The sequence below is a fragment of the Paracoccus spongiarum genome (assembly GCF_030732095.1).
Classification (GTDB): Bacteria; Pseudomonadota; Alphaproteobacteria; order Rhodobacterales; family Rhodobacteraceae; genus Paracoccus; species Paracoccus spongiarum.
Window position 1 is genome coordinate 63708 of the sequence record NZ_JAVAMQ010000010.1, and the last position, 21057, is coordinate 84764.

Annotated in this window: 16 protein-coding genes; 7 read left to right on the forward strand and 9 right to left on the reverse strand. The window is 68.3% G+C overall.

Going from position 1 to position 21057, the window contains the following annotated elements:
- Positions 1-46 precede the first annotated feature (46 nt).
- Genes Q5Y72_RS12065 through Q5Y72_RS12075 form a run of 3 tightly spaced genes read left to right on the forward strand, consistent with a single transcriptional unit; the run spans position 47 to position 2546 of the window.
- Complete coding sequence (locus Q5Y72_RS12065; protein ID WP_305963675.1) at positions 47-1120, forward strand: ABC transporter permease; 1074 nt, start codon at positions 47-49, stop codon at positions 1118-1120.
- Positions 1117-1890, forward strand: a complete 774-nt coding sequence (locus Q5Y72_RS12070) for an ATP-binding cassette domain-containing protein (protein WP_305963676.1) — start codon at positions 1117-1119, stop codon at positions 1888-1890. Before Q5Y72_RS12065 ends, Q5Y72_RS12070 begins: the two co-directional genes overlap by 4 nt.
- Positions 1887-2546, forward strand: a complete 660-nt coding sequence (locus Q5Y72_RS12075) for an AAA family ATPase (protein WP_305963677.1) — start codon at positions 1887-1889, stop codon at positions 2544-2546. The genes Q5Y72_RS12070 and Q5Y72_RS12075 overlap by 4 nt, the downstream gene beginning before the upstream one ends.
- Here Q5Y72_RS12075 and Q5Y72_RS12080 read toward each other — a convergent pair.
- The 5 genes from Q5Y72_RS12080 to thrS form a co-directional block, all read right to left on the reverse strand.
- Positions 2532-3752: a multidrug effflux MFS transporter gene (locus Q5Y72_RS12080; RefSeq protein WP_305963678.1), complete on the reverse strand. Its 1221-nt coding sequence runs from the start codon at positions 3750-3752 to the stop codon at positions 2532-2534. The genes Q5Y72_RS12075 and Q5Y72_RS12080 overlap by 15 nt on opposite strands.
- Positions 3753-3813: 61 nt before the next feature.
- A complete protein-coding gene (locus tag Q5Y72_RS12085) occupies positions 3814-4440 on the reverse strand; it encodes a DsbA family oxidoreductase (RefSeq protein ID WP_305963679.1) in 627 nt (208 codons plus the stop codon).
- Positions 4437-5903: a class I adenylate-forming enzyme family protein gene (locus Q5Y72_RS12090; RefSeq protein WP_305963680.1), complete on the reverse strand. Its 1467-nt coding sequence runs from the start codon at positions 5901-5903 to the stop codon at positions 4437-4439. The genes Q5Y72_RS12085 and Q5Y72_RS12090 overlap by 4 nt, the downstream gene beginning before the upstream one ends.
- A gap of 114 nt (positions 5904-6017) precedes the next feature.
- On the reverse strand, positions 6018-6224 hold the full coding sequence (locus Q5Y72_RS12095; RefSeq protein ID WP_305963681.1) for a cold-shock protein: 207 nt from the start codon (positions 6222-6224) through the stop codon (positions 6018-6020).
- Positions 6225-6430: 206 nt separating this feature from the next.
- Positions 6431-8377 carry a threonine--tRNA ligase gene (gene thrS, locus Q5Y72_RS12100; protein ID WP_305963682.1) on the reverse strand — a complete coding sequence of 649 codons (1947 nt, stop codon included), beginning with the start codon at positions 8375-8377 and terminating at the stop codon, positions 6431-6433.
- 152 nt (positions 8378-8529) lie between these two features.
- Here thrS and Q5Y72_RS12105 point away from each other — a divergent pair, with 152 nt between their 5' ends.
- Positions 8530-9276, forward strand: coding sequence for an alpha/beta hydrolase (locus tag Q5Y72_RS12105; RefSeq protein WP_305963683.1), 747 nt, complete (start codon positions 8530-8532; stop codon positions 9274-9276).
- A 32-nt stretch (positions 9277-9308) separates the two neighbouring features.
- Here Q5Y72_RS12105 and Q5Y72_RS12110 read toward each other — a convergent pair whose 3' ends face one another.
- Positions 9309-9893: a sulfotransferase family protein gene (locus Q5Y72_RS12110; protein ID WP_305963684.1), complete on the reverse strand. Its 585-nt coding sequence runs from the start codon at positions 9891-9893 to the stop codon at positions 9309-9311.
- Positions 9894-10148: 255 nt separating this feature from the next.
- Here Q5Y72_RS12110 and recA point away from each other — a divergent pair, with 255 nt between their 5' ends.
- The 3 genes from recA to Q5Y72_RS12125 all read left to right on the forward strand — a co-directional run bounded on the left by recA (position 10149) and on the right by Q5Y72_RS12125 (position 14350).
- On the forward strand, positions 10149-11222 hold the full coding sequence (recA, locus tag Q5Y72_RS12115; RefSeq protein ID WP_305963685.1) for a recombinase RecA: 1074 nt from the start codon (positions 10149-10151) through the stop codon (positions 11220-11222).
- A gap of 177 nt (positions 11223-11399) precedes the next feature.
- On the forward strand, positions 11400-14060 hold the full coding sequence (alaS, locus tag Q5Y72_RS12120; protein WP_305963686.1) for an alanine--tRNA ligase: 2661 nt from the start codon (positions 11400-11402) through the stop codon (positions 14058-14060).
- Positions 14057-14350, forward strand: a complete 294-nt coding sequence (locus Q5Y72_RS12125) for a DUF1330 domain-containing protein (RefSeq protein WP_305963687.1) — start codon at positions 14057-14059, stop codon at positions 14348-14350. Before alaS ends, Q5Y72_RS12125 begins: the two co-directional genes overlap by 4 nt.
- Before the next feature lie 10 nt (positions 14351-14360).
- Here Q5Y72_RS12125 and Q5Y72_RS12130 read toward each other — a convergent pair whose 3' ends face one another.
- The 3 genes from Q5Y72_RS12130 to Q5Y72_RS12140 are packed head-to-tail and all read right to left on the reverse strand — an operon-like array spanning position 14361 to position 20974.
- Positions 14361-15242 carry a transglutaminase family protein gene (locus Q5Y72_RS12130; RefSeq protein ID WP_305963688.1) on the reverse strand — a complete coding sequence of 294 codons (882 nt, stop codon included), beginning with the start codon at positions 15240-15242 and terminating at the stop codon, positions 14361-14363.
- The gene (locus Q5Y72_RS12135) at positions 15242-17635 is read right to left on the reverse strand and encodes a circularly permuted type 2 ATP-grasp protein (RefSeq protein ID WP_305963689.1); all 2394 of its coding nucleotides are present in this window, start codon (positions 17633-17635) and stop codon (positions 15242-15244) included. The genes Q5Y72_RS12130 and Q5Y72_RS12135 overlap by 1 nt, the downstream gene beginning before the upstream one ends.
- Positions 17636-17641: 6 nt before the next feature.
- Positions 17642-20974, reverse strand: coding sequence for a transglutaminase family protein (locus Q5Y72_RS12140; protein ID WP_305963690.1), 3333 nt, complete (start codon positions 20972-20974; stop codon positions 17642-17644).
- Positions 20975-21057: the final 83 nt, after the last annotated feature.

The following is a 21057-nucleotide window of genomic DNA, read 5'->3' on the forward strand; positions in this document are numbered from 1 at the left end:
CGCCCCTTGTCACAAGGTCCGCGCTGCGTTCTGAGGAGGGGCGACAATGGCCACTGAATCCAAACCCGCATCCAGCTTCGAGGAGGGCCTGAAGGGTGCCTCGGAGTCGGTGGCGGCGTTCCACGAAGAAACAAGTCTGCTGAAGAAGATTCAGCACTGGCTGCACCAGACCCCGTCGGCGGTGCCGCTGATCGTGCTGGTCGCCTCGGTCATCGTCTTCGCGCTGCTCTCGGACAATTTCTTCCGCGCCACCACGATGTCCACCATCCTGCAGCAGATCGCCATCGTAGGCATCCTGGGCTGCGCGCAGACCATCGTCGTGCTGACCGCGGGCATCGACCTGTCGGTCGGCGCGATCGCGGTGTTCTGCTCGGTCCTGATGGGGCAGCTGAGCTTCCGCTTTGGCATCCCCGCGCCTCTGGCGATCGCGATGGGGCTGGCGCTTGGCACCGCGATGGGCGCCATCAACGGCCTGCTGATCTCGCGTCTGAAGCTGCCGCCCTTCATCGTCACGCTGGGCACCTGGCAGATATTCCTGTCGGCCAACTTCATCTTCTCGCGCAACGAGACCATCCGCAGCCAGGACGTCGCGACCAATGCGCCCTCGCTGCAATTCTGGGGCCAGTCCGTCGACCCCTTCGCCGTCAAGGTTCTGTATGCGGTATTCCTGATGATCGCGCTGGTGGCGATCCTTGCCTATGTGCTGCGCCACACGGCCTGGGGTCGGCACGTCTATGCGGTGGGCGACGATCAGGAATCGGCCAAGCTGGCGGGCGTGCAGACCGGCCGGATCATTGTGCAGGTCTATGCGCTGGCCGGGCTGTTCTGCGCCATCGCGGGCTGGGTGATGATCGGACGCTTCGGCTCGGTCTCGCCCACCGCCTCGACGGGGCAGCTGGGCAATATCCAGTCGATCACCGCTGTCGTGATCGGGGGCATCTCGCTGTTTGGCGGGCGCGGCTCGGTGATCGGGATGTTCTTCGGCGCGCTGATCGTCGGCGTCTTCGAGATGGGCCTGCGCCTTGTCGGCACCGACCCGCAATGGACCTTCTTCCTCATCGGCGTGCTGATCATCTTCGCCGTCGCCGTGGACCAGTGGATCAGAAAGGTGTCGTCATGACCGAACCCATTCTCAAGGCCCGCAACCTCGTCAAGCGGTATGGCCGCGTCACCGCGCTGGACCATTGCGACTTCGAACTGATGCCCGGCGAGATCCTGGCCGTGATCGGCGACAACGGCGCCGGCAAGTCCTCGCTGATCAAGGCGCTGTCGGGCGCGGTGCAGCCCGACGAGGGCGAGATCACGCTGGAAGGCCAGCGCGTCCAGTTCGCCTCGCCGCTGGAGGCGCGGGGCCATGGCATCGAATGCGTCTACCAGACGCTGGCCATGTCGCCCGCCCTGTCGATCGCGGACAACATGTTCATGGGCCGCGAACTGCGCAAGCCGGGGGTGATGGGCAAGTGGTTCCGGCAGCTGGACCGCCCCAAGATGGAGGCATTTGCCCGCGAAAAACTGAACGAGCTGGGGTTGATGACCATTCAGAACATCAACCAGGCGGTCGAGACGCTGTCGGGCGGCCAGCGGCAGGGCGTGGCGGTGGCCCGCGCGGCGGCCTTCGGCTCGAAGGTGGTGATCCTCGACGAGCCGACGGCGGCGCTGGGCGTGAAGGAAAGCCGGCGGGTGCTGGAACTGATCCGCGATGTCCGCTCGCGCGGGATCCCGATCATCCTGATCAGCCACAACATGCCGCATGTGTTCGAGGTGGCCGACCGCATCCACATTCACCGGCTGGGCAAGCGGCTTTGCGTCATCAAGCCCTCGGATCACTCGATGTCGGATGCCGTGGCCTACATGACCGGCGCCAAGGTGCCCGAGGGGATCGCGGCATGAGCGACGCGGACGGGGGGCGGCGCCCCCCGGCCTTCGGACTTCCCGGGGACTGGTTTGACGCGGGCGAGGGGCAGGCGCTGATCCGGCGGATCGGCGCCCTGTCCGGCCCCAGGGTGCTGGTTGCCGTTGCCGGTGCGCCCGGCTCGGGCAAATCCACGCTGGCCGAGGCGTTGGTCGCCCGGTTGCAGGATGCCGTGCTGGTCCCGATGGACGGCTTTCACCTTGATGACCGGGTGCTGTCGGCCCGCGGCCTGCTGCCGCGGAAGGGCGCGGTCGAGACTTTCGATGCCGAGGGGTTCGCCGCGCTGGCCGCCCGTCTGGCGCAGCCCGCGGCCGAGGTTGTCTTTCCGCTGTTCGACCGCAGCCGCGAGCTGGCCATTGCCGGTGCCGGCGTGGTCGCGCCGGATCACCGGATCGTCGTGCTGGAGGGCAATTACCTGCTTCTGGACGCCGCGCCCTGGCGCAGGGTGCGTTACGACCTGCGCGTCCTGCTGGACGTGCCCGAGGCCGAACTGCGCCGCAGGCTCGCGGCGCGCTGGCAGGGGCTTGGCAAGGACACGGCGCGGATCGAGGCGCATCTGGCCAATGACCTCGCGAATGCCCGGCGGGTGATCGCCGGATCCTCCGGGGCCGATGTCACGCTAGTCGTTCAATAGCCGCATCATCGCCCAGGCAAGGCCCGAACAGATCAGCGTGGCGGTGATCACCGGCAGCGCGGTGCCATCATACAGCAGCCCGACCGGCGCTGCGATCAGCGTGGCCAGTACCGTCGAGATGGCCGCGACGATCGACGCGGCCATGCCCGCGATATGCCCCATCCGCTGCAGCGCAAGCGCGTTCAGGTTGCCGAAGGTGACCCCGGCCATGAAGAACACGCTGACGCACCAGAAGAAGAAGGCCGGAAAGCGCAGCGTCTCGGGCAGCAGGTCGCCCGCGACCAGAAACAGCATCACCGCGCTGACGCAGGTCTGCATGATATAGGCCCATTTGGCGATCCGGCGCATCCCGAAGCGGGTGACGAAGGCCGCGTTCAGGATCGTGCCGCTGCCTGACAGAAGCGCCATCGCCGCGAACCAGAACGGAAAGGCGTCGCCGGTGCCATAGGCTTCGCCGAACAGCTGCTGGGCCGAGGACAGCAGCCCGAACATCTGGCCGAAGCCGAGGGTCAGGATCAGCGTGCACAGCATCACCTGCCGGTCGGTCAGCACCTCTCGGGCGGCGGCCTTCAGCGGCACCAGATGCAGCGGCCGGCGCCGTTCCGGGGGCAGCGTCTCGGCCTGCCGCAGGTTCAGCCAGGCGCATCCGATCAGCGCGAACAGCAGGAAGCCCAGGAACACCCCGTGCCATCCCGCGAGCCAGATCATGCCCGCCCCGATCGAGGGCGCCAGCGCCGGGATGATGATGAAGACCATCATCACGAAGCTGGTGATCCGGGCCATCTCGCGCCCCTCGTAGAGATCGCGCACCAGCGCGAGGCCGACAATGCGCGGGCCGGCAGCCCCAAGGCCCTGCACGAATCGCGCGACCAGCAGGAATTCGATGCTGTTGGCGAACAGCGCGGCGACCGTGCCGACACCGTAGAGCGCGAAGCCCAGGGTGATCGCGCGCTTGCGACCGATCGCGTCAGAGATCGGTCCCGCGAACAGGGTCCCGGCCCCCATGCCGGCCACGAAGACCGTCAGGATCAGCTGGGCGCGGTTGATGTTGTCGGGGGTCAGCTCGGCGCCGATCTGGGGCAGGGCCGGCAGCATCGCGTCGATCGAGAAGGCGATGGTGGCAAAGAGAAAGGCCAGCATCGCGATGAATTCGGGAAGCGGCAGCCGTCGCTGTGGCGACTGCGAAACATGGAAACGGTCTGACATCATGGCGCACCTGTGGGCAGGGGCGTCAGATAGCGCAAACTTGCACGATCTGCAAGTCCGATCAGGCGTTCTCGGCTGCAATCAGCTCATCGATCACGCGCTGCCACAACTCGCTGGGCTGTGCGCCGCTGACGGCGTGGCGATTGGCGACCACGAAGGCCGGCACCGAATCGATGCCGCGCTGCCGGGCATGGGCCTCGCGGCGGGCGATTTCGTCGCGATCGGCGTCGCCGGCCAGAAGATGCGCCATCATCGCGCCGTCAAGGCCCGCGGCCTCGGCGATGCGGGCCAGTTCGGCGGCATCACCGATGTCGCGCGCCTCTTGCCAATGGGCGCGCAGCAGGCCCGACATGACCCGCGTCTGCGCCCCCTCCAGCCCGGCCCAGTGCAGCAGGCGATGGGCGTCCGTGGTGTCGGGCTCGCGCGGCGCGGGGTTCAGCGCCAGACCCAGCGCGGCGGCACGTTCGGCCACGGCGCGCGACGCGGCCTCGGCGCGATCACCCAGCTTGGCCTTCAGATAGGTCACACGGTCCATCCCGCCGCGCGGCATCTGAGGGTTCAGCCGGAACGGATGCCAGCGGATGTCGAAGGGATGCTGCGGCCGGCTTTCCAGCGCGCGGTCCAGCGCGACCTTGCCGATCAGGCACCAGGGGCAGACCGGGTCCGCGAAGATGTCGAGACTGATCATGCGCCGTCCTTCCGATGCGCCTCGCGCAGCGCGCGGCGGTTGATCTTGCCGGTCGGCGTGCGGGGCAATGCCGTCAGGCGGATGTAGTCACGCGGCTGCTTGTAGCGCGCCAGCTGCGCCTCGGCCAGCGCGCGCAGCTCGGCCTCGGCGGCGGCGCCGGTCCAGAAGGCGGCGATGATGCTGCGGCCCGATCCGACCGCCAGCTCGGTCGCCGCCACATCGCCCGCCTCGGGATGGGAGGACAGCACCTCCTCGATCTCGGGGGGCGCGACGCGGTAGCCGCCGGCGTTCATGATGTCGTCGGCCCGGCCCAGCAGCGCGATCGCCCCGTCGCGACCCTGCACGGCCCGGTCGCCGGTCAGGAACCAGTCGCCGCGAAACCGCGCCGCAGTGTCGTCGGGCTGGCCCAGATAGCCGAGGAACAGCCCCGGATCGTCGCGGCGCAGGGCCAGGTCGCCGGGCTGCCCCGCCGTCGCCGGCACACCGCAGTCGTCGAGGATGGCCACGGTCCGGCCGGACTGCGGATAGCCCGCGGTGCCGGGGGGCGCGGGTCGCGCCGGGCTTCCCGAGATGAAGGTCGAGACCTCGGACGCGCCCATCGCCTCGTGCAGGTCGGTGCCGGTGCGTTCCCGCCATGCCTCGCGCAGCGCGGGATCGAGGCGCTCGCCCGCCGCAAGCCCGTGGCGCAGGCTGGCGATCGGTGGCCACCCGGATCGAAGCAGCCGACGAAAGACGCCCGGCGCCCCCGCCAGCAACGTCGCCCCGTGCCGCGCCGCCAGCAGCGGTATCTGGTCCAGCCCGGTGCCCTCGGCAGGGATCAGCGCGGTCGCGCCGACGGTCCAGGGATCCATCAGCCCGGTGCCGAGGGTGAAGGTCCAGTTGAACGCGCCTGCATGCAGCAGCCGGTCGTCGCGCCGCAGCCCGTACCAGCCGTCGAACATCATCCGGCGGGCAAGGATCGCGCGATGGGCATGCATCACCGCGCGCGGCCGGCCCGAACTTCCCGAGGTATAGACGATATAGGCCAGCCGTTCCGGGTCGCCCTGGGCGAAATCCGCGGGCGGCAGCGCGGAAAACCCTGCCAACTGCGACTCGGCCAGCACCGGGGCGGGATGGTCGGGCAGGGCGATGCCCTGTCCGGCCACGATCAGCGCGGGACCGGTCTCGGCTGCGATGCGGGTGATCTCGGGCCGGGTCAGCATGGCCGATGTCGGTACCGGCACAAGCCCCGCCGCGATTGCCCCCAGATAGGCCACGGGAAAGCCCGGCGTGTTGCCCAGCCGGACCAGCAGGCGGTCGCCCGGACGCAGCCCGAGGCGGCGCAGCCCGGTCGCCGTGCCGCGCACCGCCGCCACCAGCCGCGCATAGGACCATCGGTCGGCCCGCGCGACCCCGACAATCGACATGGCCAGCCTGTCGGGCGCGGCCATCCCTGCGCGCAGGACATGTTCGGCGAGGTTCACGGGGGCAGGCTCCGGTCCGGGGGGCTGGCGACCGGCGCGCTGCCGATGCGGACGACCGGGAAAACGAGAAACGGCCCGCGCGAACGGGCCGCTCGAGATGCCGTCAAGGCCGGGTCAGAGCAACTTCAGGTCGCTGGCCGAGGCACGGCCGTCGCGGCCCGACTGCAACTCGTAGCCGATCTTCTGGTTGTCCTTCAGCCCGGTCAGCCCGGCGCGTTCCACGGCCGAGATATGCACGAACACGTCCTTGCCCCCGTCATCGGGCGCGATGAAGCCATAGCCCTTGGTGGCGTTGAACCATTTCACCGTTCCGGTCGCCATAACCGTTCTCTCCTTCAACTCATCCCGACGCAGGATTGCGTCAGGCCGTGCAGCCCGCTTTCGGTCTTCCGGCTGCCCGTGGAAGGGAGGCGGTAGAAAGTCTTCGCTCACGCGAAAGAGAGGATGAACGAATCGTTAAGAAACGCAAGCGGGAAACACCCACAGCCTGCATCCGGGGCGTGAAGCTTTGGTAACATCGGCGTTTTTCAGCGCAGATCGGGCGCTGTAGCCTCGTCTTTCAGAAGGGCGCTGGCCTCGGCCAGCGTCAAGGTGCTGCTGCCCTGCTGATCCAGCCGGCGCATCGACACGGTGCGATCCTCTACCTCTTTCATGCCGATGGCAAGAATTGCGGGCACTTTGGCGACGGAATGTTCGCGGACCTTGTAGTTGATCTTCTCGTTGCGGACATCCGCCTCGGCGCGCAGTCCCGCGGCGCGCAGCGTGGCGACGACCTCGTGGACATAGGCATCCGCGTCCGAGACGATCGAGGCGACCACCACCTGCCGCGGCGCCAGCCAGAAGGGCAGCTTGCCGGCGCTGTTCTCGATGAGGATGCCGATGAAGCGTTCGAAGCTGCCCAGAACGGCGCGGTGCAGCATGATCGGACGATGCTTGTGGCCGTCGGCGCCGACATATTCGGCGTCCAGACGTTCCGGCAGGTTCGGGTCCACCTGCAAGGTGCCGCACTGCCAGTCGCGGCCGATCGCGTCGGTCAGCACGAATTCCAGCTTGGGCCCGTAAAAGGCGCCTTCGCCGGGGAAGATCGTGAAGTCGTGCCCGGCCGCCTTGCAGGCATTGCCCAGGGCAGCCTCGACCCGGTCCCAGCTTTCGTCCGATCCGATGCGCTTGTCCGGACGGGTGGACAGCTTGATCCTCCAGCCGCTGAAACCAAGATCGGCATAGATCCCGGCGAGGAACTCGATGAATTTCTTCGTCTCGGCTTCGATCTGATCCTCGCTGCAGAAGATATGCGCGTCGTCCTGCGTGAAGCCGCGCACCCGCATGATCCCGTGCAGCGCGCCCGAGGGTTCATATCGGTTGCACGAGCCGAATTCCGCCATCCGCAGCGGCAGGTCGCGATAGGATTTCAGGCCGTGGTTGAAGACCTGCACATGGCAGGGGCAGTTCATCGGCTTCAGCGCGTTGATGGTCTTGGTCCGGGCATGGTCCTCATCGACCTCGACGATGAACATGTTTTCCTGATAGTTGTCCCAATGCCCTGATTCCTCCCACAGTTTCCGGCTGACAACCTGCGGGGTATTGACCTCGACATAGCCATCTGCGCGCTGCTTGCGGCGCATGTAGTCCTGCAGCGTGACATAGATGTTCCAGCCGTTCGGGTGCCAGAAGACCTGGCCCGGCGCCTCTTCCTGCATGTGGAACAGGTCCATCTCGCGGCCCAGCTTGCGGTGGTCGCGCTTCGCGGCCTCCTCCAGCATGTGCAGATGCGCCTTGAGGTCGTCGCGGTTGCGGAAGGCGACGCCGTAGATGCGTTGCAGCATGGGGCGGCTGGCATCGCCCAGCCAGTAGGCACCGGCGACATGGGTCAGCTTGAAGGCATCGGCGGGCAGCTGGCCGGTCGATTGCAGATGCGGGCCGCGGCACAGATCCTGCCAGTCGCCATGCCAGTACATCCGCAGGTCCTCGCCCTCGGGGATGCGGTCGATCAGCTCCAGCTTGAAGGGCTCGCCCGCGGCCTCGTAATGGGCGATGGCGCGGGCGCGGTCCCAGACCTCGGTGCGGACCGGGTCGCGGGCGGTGATGATCTCTTTCATCTTCGCCTCGATGGCGCCCAGATCCTCGGGCGTGAAGGGTTCGGCCCGGTCGAAATCATAGAACCAGCCGTGGTCGCGGACCGGGCCGATGGTCACCTTCACATCCGGCCAGATCGCCTGCACCGCACGGGCCATGACATGCGCGAAGTCGTGGCGGATCAGTTCCAGCGCCTGCGCCTCGTCCTTCATGCTGTGGATCGCGATGGCGCCGCTGGTGGTGATTGGCCAGGCCAGATCGATGTGGCGCCCGTCGAGGCTGGCCGAGATGGCGCGCTTTGCGAGGCCTGGCGCGATGCTTTCGGCGACCTCGGCGGCGGTGACGCCGGCCGGGTAATCGCGCGCATTGCCATCGGGAAAGGTCAGGGAAATCTGGGACATGTCGTCCTCCTCGTCGGTCTGGCGCCCACGGAACGCCCGGTTGCGGGTATGTCGCCCTCCCTTGGACCCCGCCGGCAAAACTGTCAAGATGAGCCCCGGCCGCGGCAGCCTGCTGCGGCGTGACCGGTGCAGCACCGTTGACAGGAGGACCCGTGACCGATCATCTCGACACGCCCGAGGGCAGGCGCCTTGCCTATCACCGCCTGCCGGGGCGCGGGCCGGGCGTCGTGTTTCTCGGCGGCTTCAGGTCCGACATGAGCGGCACCAAGGCGATGTTCCTGCAGGACTGGGCGCAGCGCAGCGGGCGGGCCTTCCTGCGGTTCGACTATTCCGGCCACGGCGCCAGCAGCGGCAGCTTCGAGGACGGCGCCATCGGCGACTGGGCCGCCGATGCACGCGCGGCGATCGGCGCGCTGACCGAGGGGCCGCAGGTGATCGTCGGCTCCAGCATGGGCGGCTGGATCGCGCTTCTGATCGCGCGGGACATGCCCGATCGCGTCGCGGGCCTCGTGACCATCGCCGCCGCACCGGATTTCACCGAACGCGGCTATTGGGCCGGTTTCTCGGAAGGTCAGCGCGATCTGCTGCTGCGCGAGGGACGGATCGCGCTGCCAAGCGATTATGACGATCAGCCCTATGTCATCACGCGCCGATTGATCGAGGAGGGGCGCGACAATCTGGTGATGGAGGCGCCGCTGCGCCTGAAGTTTCCGGTCAGGATGTTGCAGGGTAGCGCCGACGTGGATGTGCCGATAGCCTGGGCGCTGGACCTGCTGGATCACGCCGAGGGCGACGACCTGCGCCTGACGATTGTGAAGGGTGCGGACCACCGCTTCTCGACGCCCGACTGCCTTGCGCTGATGGCCCGCCAGATCGAGGATGTCGTGGGCCGGACCTAGCGTCGGGGTTCGCCCTGATCGTCCCGCGCCGCCTACAGCCCCGCGTAAAGCGCCAGATCGCCAGCCAGGCGGGCGCGCAGGATCGACTCGTCGCCGGCGTCCAGATGGACATCGACGGCAGGGGGCACGTTGATGCGCGGCAACTCGATGGCGCAGTCCAGCCGATCCTCAAGGAAATCGACGAAGCTTTCCATCCCTTCATAGCGGAAGATCCGGTCGACCCGCGCCGCACCGTCGGTCAGGAACTCGGCCTGGGTGCCGATCCGAAGGTCGTCCGGCCCGTCCGAGGCGACATAGTCCTGCACGAAGCGCGCAAAGCTGACACCCTCCATCCGGTGCAGGGGATCGTCATGGTCGTCGCGCTGGCGGAAGCGGTACCAGCTGCGCAGCCAGTCGACCGGCTCGCGCATCAGCGCGACGGTCGCGAAATCCTCGCCGGTCTGGGCGCGCAGCCACGGGCCGACATGGCGGCGATAGGTGCCGATATCGGTATGCTTCAGCGCCGCCGGCCGCTGGATCGAGGCCGAGGCCAGCGATTCCAGCGCCACCTCGACCGCCGTCGAGCCGGCCTTGGGGGTGGCCAGAAACACCAGCCGGCGATCCCAGAAAATCAGCATGGTCCGAACGTCCTGTCAGCGTGTGGTCCGCCGGGGCGGGGCGGGCGGGCGCGGCATATCGGCTGGGCGGGCGGATGTAAACGATTTGTTAATCGCTGGCGCGCGAAGATGTGGTGCGAATCGGGCCGAACCGCCAGTTCGCCCTTGCAAAACCACGCCGGATCGCGCATTCAGGCGCTAGAACAACAAGTGAACATCAGGACCCGCGCCGCGGATTGCCCCGGTCCGGGGGCTGTGAAATAAGGTGAGGACCAGATGGCACAGGCGAGCATTTTCGACATGAACGACAAACGCAGTGCGGACAAGCAGAAGGCGCTGGACAGCGCACTTGCGCAGATCGAACGGCAGTTCGGCAAGGGCTCGATCATGAAGCTGGGCAAGGACAACCCGGTCGCCGAGATCGAGGCGACCTCGACCGGGTCGCTGGGCCTCGACATCGCACTGGGGATCGGCGGTCTGCCCAAGGGCCGCATCATCGAGATCTACGGCCCCGAAAGCTCGGGCAAGACGACGCTGACCCTGCATGCCGTCGCCGAGGAACAGAAGAAGGGCGGTGTCTGTGCCTTCGTCGATGCCGAACATGCGCTGGACCCGCAATATGCCCGCAAGCTGGGCGTCAACCTGGACGAGTTGCTGATCAGCCAGCCCGACACCGGCGAACAGGCGCTGGAGATCGTCGATACGCTGGTCCGTTCGGGCGCTGTCAGCATGGTGGTTGTCGACTCGGTCGCCGCGCTGACCCCGAAATCCGAGATCGAGGGCGACATGGGCGATGCGCAGGTCGGCGCGCAGGCCCGGCTGATGAGCCAGGCTATGCGCAAGCTGACCGCCAGCATCGGCCGGTCGAACTGCATGGTGATCTTCATCAACCAGATCCGCATGAAGATCGGCGTCATGTTCGGCAGCCCCGAGACCACCTCGGGGGGCAACGCGCTGAAATTCTATGCGTCGGTCCGGCTGGACATCCGCCGCACCGGCTCGATCAAGGATCGCGACGAGGTGATCGGCAACACCACCAAGGTGAAGGTGGTCAAGAACAAGGTCGCGCCGCCCTTCCGGCAGGTCGAGTTCGACATCATGTATGGCGAGGGCATCAGCAAGGTGGGCGAACTGGTCGACCTTGGCGTCAAGGCGGGCGTGGTCGAGAAGTCGGGCGCCTGGTATTCCTACGGCGATCAGCGCATCGGCCAAGGCCGCGAGAACGCCAAGCAGTATCTGCGCGACAATCCCGACCTGGCCTATGCGATCGAGGACAAGATCCGCGCCAGCCACGGGCTGGATTTCGGCGCCCCCGACGGCCATGATGAGGCCGAACTGACCGAGGACTGAGACGGCCGCCGGGAGGCGGATGGGGCGCGGGCGATCGTCCCGCGCGCTGTCCGTTGCCGGCCGGGCGGTGCGGGCGGGCACCGCGCCGGGATCGCTGGACAGATGGGCCGCCCGGGTCTAGACCAAGGCGCGACCGGGCGCGCCGGTCCGTGTCCAGACCCTGCCAGGAACGCCATGATGCCCAGCCTGAACGACATCCGCTCTACCTTTCTCGGCTATTTCGAGAAGAACGGCCACCGGGTCGTCGACAGCAGCCCGCTGGTGCCGCGCAACGACCCGACGCTGATGTTCACCAATTCGGGCATGGTGCAGTTCAAGAACCTGTTCACCGGCATCGAGACGCGCGACTACAACCGCGCGACCACGGCGCAGAAATGCGTGCGCGCCGGCGGCAAGCACAACGACCTCGACAATGTGGGCTATACCGCGCGCCACCACACCTTCTTCGAGATGCTGGGAAATTTCAGCTTCGGCGACTATTTCAAGGATCAGGCGATCCCCTATGCCTGGGAATTGCTGACCCGCGACTTCGGCATTCCCAGGGACCGGCTGCTCGTCACGATCTATCACACCGATGACGAGGCGGCGGCGATCTGGAAGAAGGTCGCCGGCCTGCCCGACGAGCGGATCATCCGCATCCCGACCAGCGACAATTTCTGGCAGATGGGTCCGACCGGCCCCTGCGGCCCCTGCACCGAGATCTTCTATGACCACGGCGACCACATCTGGGGTGGGCCTCCGGGCTCGCCCGACGAGGATGGCGACCGCTTCATCGAGATCTGGAACCTCGTCTTCATGCAGAACGAACAGTTCGAGGACGGCTCGATGCGGGCGCTGGACATGCAGTCGATCGACACCGGCATGGGGCTGGAACGGATCGGCGCGCTGTTGCAGGGCAAACACGACAATTACGACACCGACCTGATGCGCGCCCTGATCGAGGCCAGCGCCCACGCCACCAGCGCCGATCCCGACGGGCCGGGCAAGGTCCACCACCGGGTCATCGCGGACCACCTGCGCTCGACCAGCTTCCTGATCGCGGACGGCGTGATGCCCTCGAACGAGGGGCGCGGCTACGTGCTGCGCCGGATCATGCGGCGCGCCATGCGCCATGCGCACATGCTGGGCGCAAGCGACCCGGTCATGCACCGGCTGGTGCCCGCGCTGGTGCACGAGATGGGCGCGGCCTATCCCGAACTGGGCCGCGCGCAGGCCCTGATCACCGAAACGCTGCGCAGCGAGGAGACGCGGTTCCGCCAGACGCTGGATCGCGGCCTGCGGCTGCTGGACGACGAGGTGTCGCGCCTGCCCGAGGGGGCCGACCTGCCCGGCGCGGCGGCCTTCAAGCTGTATGACACCTACGGCTTTCCGCTGGACCTGACGCAGGACGCGCTGCGCGAGCAGGGCCGAGCGGTCGAGATCGCGGGATTCGACGCCGCAATGGCCGAGCAGAAGGCCAAGGCGCGGGCGGCATGGTCGGGCAGCGGCGAGGCCGCCGATGCCGCGATCTGGTTCAACCTGGCCGAGCAGCATGGCGCGACAGAGTTTCTGGGATATGACACCGAAGAGGCCGAGGGCCAGATCCTCGCGCTGGTCATCGACGGCAATCCGCAGGACTCGGCGGGCGAAGGCACGCGCGTTGGCATCGTCGTCAACCAGTCGCCCTTCTATGCCGAAAGCGGCGGGCAGGTGGGCGACACCGGGCTGATCCTGACCGAGACCGGTGCCGCGCGGGTGACCGACACCCGCAAGATCGCCGGCGTCTTCGTGCATCAGGCCGAGGTCACGCGGGGCCAGGTCCAGCGCGGCCAGGGTGCGCAGCTGTCGGTCGACCATGCCCGGCGCGGCACGATCCGCGCCAACCACTCGGCAACGCATCTGCTGCACGAGGCGCTGCGGGGGGTTCTGGGTGACCATGTCGCGCAGCGCGGCAGCCTGAATGCGCCCGATCGCCTGCGCTTCGACTTCAGCCACAATCACGCCGTCTCGACCGCGGACATGGCCCGGATCGAAGCCGAGGTGAACGAGTTCATCCGCCAGAACTCGCCCGTCGAGACCCGGATCATGACGCCCGAAGACGCCCGTGCGCTGGGCGCGCAGGCGCTGTTCGGCGAGAAATACGGCGACGAGGTGCGCGTCGTGTCGATGGGCCGGCGCGGCAATTCCGGCAAGGGCACGGACGGCCAGACCTATTCGATCGAACTGTGCGGCGGCACCCATGTGGCGCGCACCGGAGATATCGGCGCATTCGCGCTGCTGGGCGACAGCGCCTCTTCGGCGGGTGTGCGGCGGATCGAGGCGCTGACCGGCCAGGCCGCCCTGGACCATCTTCGCAGTTCCGACGCGCAACTGTCTGAAATCGCGGGTGTCCTGAAGGCTCAGGCCGGCGATGTCGTGAACCGGGTCCGGGCCCTTGCCGATGAACGCAAGCAACTGGCCAACGAGGTCGCGCAGCTGAAGCGGCAACTGGCCATGGGCGGCGGCGCCGGCGGGTCCGAGGCGCGCGACGTCGGTGGCATCCGCTTTCTGGGCCGCCGGGTCGAGGGCGTCGGCGGCAAGGAACTGGGGGCTCTGGTCGATGAGATGAAGTCGCAGCTGGGCAGCGGCGCGGTGCTGGTGCTGGCCGAGGCCGACGGCAAGGCGACGGTGGCGGCCGGGGTCACCGCGGACCTGACCGCCCGGATCAGCGCGGTCGCGCTGGTGCAGGCGGCGACCGCGGCGCTGGGCGGGAAGGGCGGCGGCGGCCGGCCCGACCGCGCGCAAGGCGGCGCGCCCAGCCTGGCGGATGCCGACCGGGCCATCGCAGAGGTCGAGAAGCTGATCGGAGAAAGCGCATGACCGCGTTGTGGATCGCCCATGTCACCGTGACCGACCCCGAGGCCTATGGCCGCTACGCGCAGGCCGCGGGTCCTGCCATCGCTGCGCATGGCGGCGTGTTCCTGGCCCGCGGCGGCCGCTTTCGCCAGATGGAGGGGGCCGAGCGTCCGCGCAACGTGGTCGCGCGCTTTCCCAGCTTCGAGGCCGCGGTCGCCTGCTATGACAGCGCCGAATACCAGGCCGCGCTGGCCCATGCCAGGGGCGCGTCCGAGCGCGATCTGGTGATCGTCGAGGAAACGCCCCCGGCCTGACCGGCGCCGGTCAGCCGGCCTCCTCGACCAGATCGACACTGTGCGTCCCGGTCTGCGATCCGACCAGCCGCATCATGCCGGTCACCGGCGCGGTGTCGGAATAGTCGCGGCCATAGCCGATGGTGACGTGATCGGCAGACACGAAGCAGGCGTTCGTCGGATCGAACTCGACCCAGCCGGCCTCGATCCCGGTCCAGGCACGCACCCAGGCATGCATGGCGTCCGCCCCCTCGAGGCGCGGTCGGCCCGGCGGCGGCAGGGTCCGCAGAAAGCCTGACACATAGGCGGCAGGAATGCCGAGGCTGCGCAGCGCGGCGATCATGATCTGCGAGAAATCCTGGCAGACCCCGTGCCGTCCGGCAAAGGCCGTGGCGATCGGCGTGTCGACCTCGGTCGCCTCGGGATCGAAGCGCATGATCCGGTGCAGGGCATGGCCCAGTTGCTCGACCGCGGCACAGGCGGTGCCGGCGTCCCGGCTGCTGCGCGCGGCGAAGGCCGTGATCTCGGGCACGGCCGGGATGTGGGGCGATGCGGCCAGGAAGTGATGCGGCGAATCCGGGCCCAGATCGGTGATTTCGGCCAGTTCCTCGCCCAGCCGCGGCAGCGGCGCGGACAGGTCGAGGCTGCTGCTGGTCGAATGGCGAAGGATCTGCGCCGTCATGTCGAAGCGCAGGCTGGACAGCCCCGCGGGCAGCACCAGTTCTATCACCTCGTTGCCGAAGAAGTCGCGAAACCACGCCTCTTCCAGCGGTTCGGGATCGGCCGCGACGTGGCAGCGCAGGACCTGTTGAAGGCCGGGGATGTCGCGCGGGCAGATGCGCAGCAATTGCCGCCCGGCGCCGATCGGGCGGCGGAAGTCGTGGCGGATGGTCAGGCGCAGGCGATAGCGCATCAGATGAAATAGGCCGTTGTGAGAAGATCGGACAGTTCGCCGATGCGCATCTGGACCGACCACAGCTGTTCGGTCGTCATCTGCGCCGGATCGGCGGTGGCAAGTTCGGCGTGAAGGCGCAGCACCTCGCGCGCCAGTGGCGACAACGCGCCGTGTTCGTTGGCGGCGGGCAGCATGTCGATCTGGTCGCGCAGCCCGTCGATCTGGTGGCGCAGCGCACGCGGGTTCAGCGGGTCCAGCGCCAGCAGGTCGATCACCGAGTCGCGGCTGGCGGTGGCGTTGTAGCGGCGGCGATGGGTCAGCACGCTGTCGCCCAGCTCGATCGCAAGATCCAGCGAGCCTTCGGGCGCGTCCGGGTCGGCCAGCACCGCCAGCGCGGTCGAAATGCCCATCGCGCGTTCGTGCAGCCTGCCGATGCTGAGAAAGCGCCAGCCGACAAAGCGGTACATGTTCTCGTGCACGAGGCCCGAGATGCCCGCCAGCTTGCGCAACAGCGCGCTGAGTGCGCGGGCCGAATCATCGCCCGGCGCGACCCGCAACGCCATGCGCCGGGCGCTGCGATTGACATCGTCCAGCGCCGACCACGCATCGGGCGAGAACCGGTCGCGCACCTGCCCGGCGCTGCTGATCGCGGCCTCCAGGCTGTCCAGCAGGGCTTGCGGGACCCCCTGTCCCGGCTTGACGCCATTGCGGTCGAAAAGCGGAGTCATCGCCGCCAGCAGCGGCGCACTGGCCGCGCCCGCCTCGGCCAGCCGCGTGTGATAGGCCCGCAGCAGCCGCACGATCCCCTCGCTGCGCTCGACATAGCGACCCAGCCAGAACAGGTTGTCGGCAGCGCGGGCGGGCAGCGCGCTTGGGCTGGGGCGGCGCTGCGCCGCGCCATAGGCCGTAACCATGCTGACCGCCGGCACCGGATCGGGGCTGACTACCCAGACATCGGCGGCGCTGCCGCCCATCTGCATCGCGATCGCGGCGGGATCGGGGGTCGCCCCGATGCGGGCGAAGCCGCCCGGCATGACCGTCCAGCCGGTCGCCGTGCGCGCCAGAAACACCCGCAGCGTCATCGGCCGCGGCATCAGCCGCCCTGCCACCAGCGTCGGCGTGGTGGACAGCGTCACCGCCTCTTGCGCGACAAGGCCCGCGCCCTGCGGTTGCAGGCGGCGGGCGAGTTCGGCGGTGCTCATCGTGGCGGCCCGGATCGCATCGCTGCGCTGGTCCATCGGCATGCCTGTGTCCAGCGCGTCGCCGAGGATCATCCGTTCGGGCGCTGCCAGCACGGCGCTGCGCGCGGTCGCGTCGCCGCACCACCAGGTCGCGATGTTCGGCATCGCCAGCGGCGCGCCCAGCAGATGCGGCGCCAGCTTCGGCAGGAAGGCCATCATCGCCCGCGCCTCGAGTACCCCCGACCCCAGCGCGTTCACCATGGTCAGCGATCCGGCGCGCAGCGCCGCCACCATTCCCGGCGTGCCGATCCGCGAGGTCGCGTCCAGTTCCAGCGGGTCGGCATAGCCGCCGTCCAGTCGGCGCCACAGCACCTCGACCGGGCGCATCCCGGCGACCGTGCGCACCATCAGCCGGCCCTCGGACACGTTCAGGTCCTCGCCCTGCACCAGCGTGAAGCCCAGGTATCGGGCGATGTAGGCGTGTTCGAAATAGGTCTCGTTCAGGGGGCCGGGGGTCAGGATCGCCACGCGGCTGTCGCGATCCTGCCGGCCGGCCAGCAGCGCATCGCGGAAATCGCGGAAGAAGCCGGCCAGCCGATGCACGTTCTCCTGGGCAAAAAGGCCCGAAAAGGCGCGCGCGGTGGCGACGCGGTTTTCCAGCGCATAGCCCGCCCCCGAGGGTGCCTGCGTGCGGTCGGCCAGCACCCACCACTTGCCGTCCGGCCCCCGGCCCAGTTCGAAGGCGAGGAAATGCAGGTGATGGCCCGATCGCGGCCGGATGCCGACCATCGGGCGCAGCCAGCCGGGATTGCCCGCCACCAGTGCCGGCGGCAGCCGTCCCGACGCGACCAGCCGGTTCGGGCCGTAGAGGTCGGCCATCACCGCCTCCAGCAGGTCGGCGCGCTGGACCAGCGCGGCCGAGATCGCCGACCAGTCCTGCTGGTCCAGCAGCACCGGAACATGGCTGAAGGGCCAGGGGCGGTCGCTGGGCTGGACGCCGCCATACTGGCGGTAGAACACGCCGCTGTCGCGCAGATAGCGGTCGGCGCGCGCCAGGTGGCCGGCCAGTTCCGACGGCGACAGGCTGCCCAGATGCCCGGCCAGCGAGGTCCAGATCGGCCTGACCCGCCCGGCGACATCCAGCAGCTCGTCCGGGACGCCCGGCAGGGGGCGATACCCGTCGAGGCCCGCCCCGGCCCCCGTCATCTGCGCCGCGCCGTCGCCCGTCATGGCGCCCTAGACCCCGAGATGCCGGCGCAGGTCCAGCGTCATGGGAAATTCGCGGCTGACCCGCTCTGCATGCACGGTGTGGATCGCGCCGGGCCGGTGGCCATGCGCGCTGAACCGCGCCAGGCGCCGCGCCTCGGCCTCGTTGCCATTCACCGGGAAGGTCTCGTAGTTGCGTCCTCCGGGGTGGGCGACGTGGTAGACGCAGCCGCCCAGCGGCCGGCGCGACCAGGTGTCGAAGATGTCGAAGGTCAGCGGCGCATCGACCGGCACCACCGGATGCATGGCCGAGGCCGCCTGCCAGGCCTTGAAGCGCACGCCGGCGACCGCCTCGCCCGCGCCGATGTCGCACAGCGGCACCGCGCGGCCGTTGCACAGCACCTGATAGCGGCTGGGATCGGGCGCCGACAGCTTGACCTGCAACCGTTCGGTCGAACTGTCGGTATAGCGCACCGTGCCGCCAAGCGCGCCGGTCTCGCCCAGCACATGCCACGGCTCCAGCGCCTGCCGCAGTTCCAGGTGCACGCCCTCGACCTCGGTCTCGCCACAGAAGGGGAACCGGAATTCGGCCTGCGCCTTGAACCATTCCTGCTGCATCGGGAAGCCGTGCAGCCGCAGGTCCTGCAGCACGTCGCAGAAATCCGCCCAGACGAACTGCGGCAGCATGAAACGGTCATGCAGCGCCGTGCCCCAGCGGGTCAGATCGCCCCGAAGCGGCGAGGACCAGAACCGCGCGATCAGCGCCCGCAGCAGCAATTGCTGTGCCAGGCTCATCCGCGCGTCGGGCGGCATCTCGAAGCCCCTGAACTCGACGAGGCCAAGCCGGCCGGTCGGGCCGTCGGGGGAATACAGCTTGTCGATGCAGATTTCGGCGCGGTGGGTGTTGCCGGTCACATCGGTCAGGATGTTGCGCAGCAACCGGTCGGTCAGCCAGGGCAGGGGCGGATTGCCCTGACCCGGCGCGGGGATCTGCGCCAGCGCGATCTCCAGTTCGTACAGGCTGTCATGGCGGGCCTCGTCGATGCGCGGGGCCTGGCTGGTCGGGCCGATGAACAACCCCGAGAACAGATAGCTGAGCGAGGGGTGCCGGTTCCAGTGCAGGATCAGGCTGGCCAGCAGGTCGGGCCGGCGCAGGAACGGGCTGTCATTGGTGGTGGCGCCGCCGACCACGACGTGATTGCCGCCACCGGTCCCGGTGTGCTTGCCGTCGATCATGAACTTCTCGGCGCCCAGCCGGGTCTGGCGTGCCTCGTCATAGACGCCCTGCGTGATCTCGACGCATTCCTGCCAGCTGCGGGCGGGATGCACGTTCACCTCGATCACGCCGGGGTCCGGCGCCACGCGGATCACGTTCAGGCGCGGATCATGGGGCGGGCCGTAGCCCTCGACATGCACCTTCAGCTTCAGCCGCAGGGCCGCGGCCTCGACCGCGCGCAGCAGGTCCAGATATTCTTCAAGCGTCGCGACCGGCGGCATGAAGACGCAAAGCCGGCCCGATTTCGGCTCGACCGACAGGGCGGTGCGGACCATGCCCAGCAGGTCGGCCTCGCCGGAGGCGACCGCCTGCGGCACGACCTGCTGCACCGGACCGCCGGCCACGAAGCTGGCCATCGGCTGCGACTTGCGCGCCGCCGGGATCGGCGCGGGCTGGGGCAGGGGCGCACGCTCGACCGTGGGATCCGTGGGGTTGATGTAGGGATAGACCGACGGCGACAGCCAGGGCAGCGAGTTCAGCGGCAGCCGATACCCCACCGGGCTGTCCCCCGGCACCAGGAACACATGGCCCCGGCGCAGGTTCCAGCGTTCCGAGAACCAGCGGCGGTGCGATTTCGACTGCCAGGCCTGCACCGGCAGCACGAAGCCCGTTGGCGTCGTCAGCCCGCGGTCGAAGACTGTGGCGATCCGGTGGCGGGCCTCGGGGTCCTCCAGCTTCGAATTCTCGGGCGTGACATTGGCCGGCAGGTTCGCCTCCTTGACCAGCCATTCCGCCGGGTCCTCATAGGCGGGCAGGACGTAATCGGGATCGACCTCAAGCTCGGCCGCCATCTCGCGCAGCAGTTCCTGCGCGTCCAGCGTGGTGGCCTGTCCCTGATCGGCCTCCTGCGCGATCAGGTCGGGGTTCTGCCAGACCGGCTGGCCGTCGCTGCGCCAGTAGAGAGAGAAGGTCCAGCGTGGAAGCGTCTCGCCGGGATACCACTTGCCCTGACCGTAATGCAGGAAGCCGTTGGGCGCGAAGCGGCTGCGCAGCCTGCGCACCAGCCTGTCGGCCAGGACCCGCTTGGTCGGGCCGACCGCGGCCGTGTTCCATTCCTCGCTTTCGAAATCGTCGATCGACACGAAGGTCGGCTCGCCGCCCATGGTCAGCCGCACATCGCCCTCGCGCAGCGCCGCATCGACCTTGTGGCCCAGCTTGTCCAGCTCGTGCCAGGCCTCGTCGCTGAACGGCTTGGTGATGCGCGGATGCTCGGCCACGCGGCGCACCTGCATGTCGAAGTTGAAATCGACCTCGGCAAAGCTGGCCGCGCCGCTGATCGGCGCGCAGGACCGGTAATGCGGCGCGGCGGCCAGCGGAATGTGGCTTTCGCCGGTCAGCAGGCCCGAGGTCGGGTCAAGTCCGATCCATCCGGCACCGGGCAGGTAGACCTCGGCCCAGGCATGCAGGTCGGTGAAATCGACCTCGGTGCCCGAAGGCCCGTCCAGCGCCTTCAGATCGGGCTTCAGCTGGATCAGGTAGCCCGAGACGAATCGCGCGGCAAAGCCCAGATGGCGCAGGGCGTTGACCAGAAGCCAGCTGGAATCCCGGCATGAGCCGCTTTTCAGGGCCAGCGTCTCCTCGGGGGTCTGGACGCCCGGCTCCATGCGGATCGTGTAGCCGGTCCCGCCGGCGATGCGGGCGTTCAGGTTCACCACGAAATCGACGGTGCGGGTCTTGTCGCGCGGGATGCTGTCCAGCAGCTTGCGCAGCAGCGGGCCTGCCGGCTCGACCTGGCGATAGGGCACCAGTTCCTCGGCCAGTTCCGGCGCATAGTCGAAGGGCCATGTCTCGGCGCTTTCCTCGACGAAGAAGTCAAACGGGTTGTAGACCGACATGTCGGCGACCAGATCGACCTCGATCTTCAGCTCGCGCACCGGTTCGGGAAAGACGAAGCGGGCCAGCCAGTTGCCGAAGGGATCCTGCTGATGGTTCACGAAATGCCCCTCGGGCGCGACCTTCAGCGAATGCGAGATGACGCGGGTGCGCGAATGCGGCGCGGGTCTGAGGCGGATGATCTGCGGTCCCAGGCTGACGGGGCGGTCATATTGGTAATGGGTCAGGTGATAGATGCTGGCCTTGATCGACATGGTGTAACCGTCCCGCCTTTCTTGCTGTTCTGGTCACCTTACATCTTGTGGAACACGGTGCGAGCGGGAAAGTCGGGCAAAGC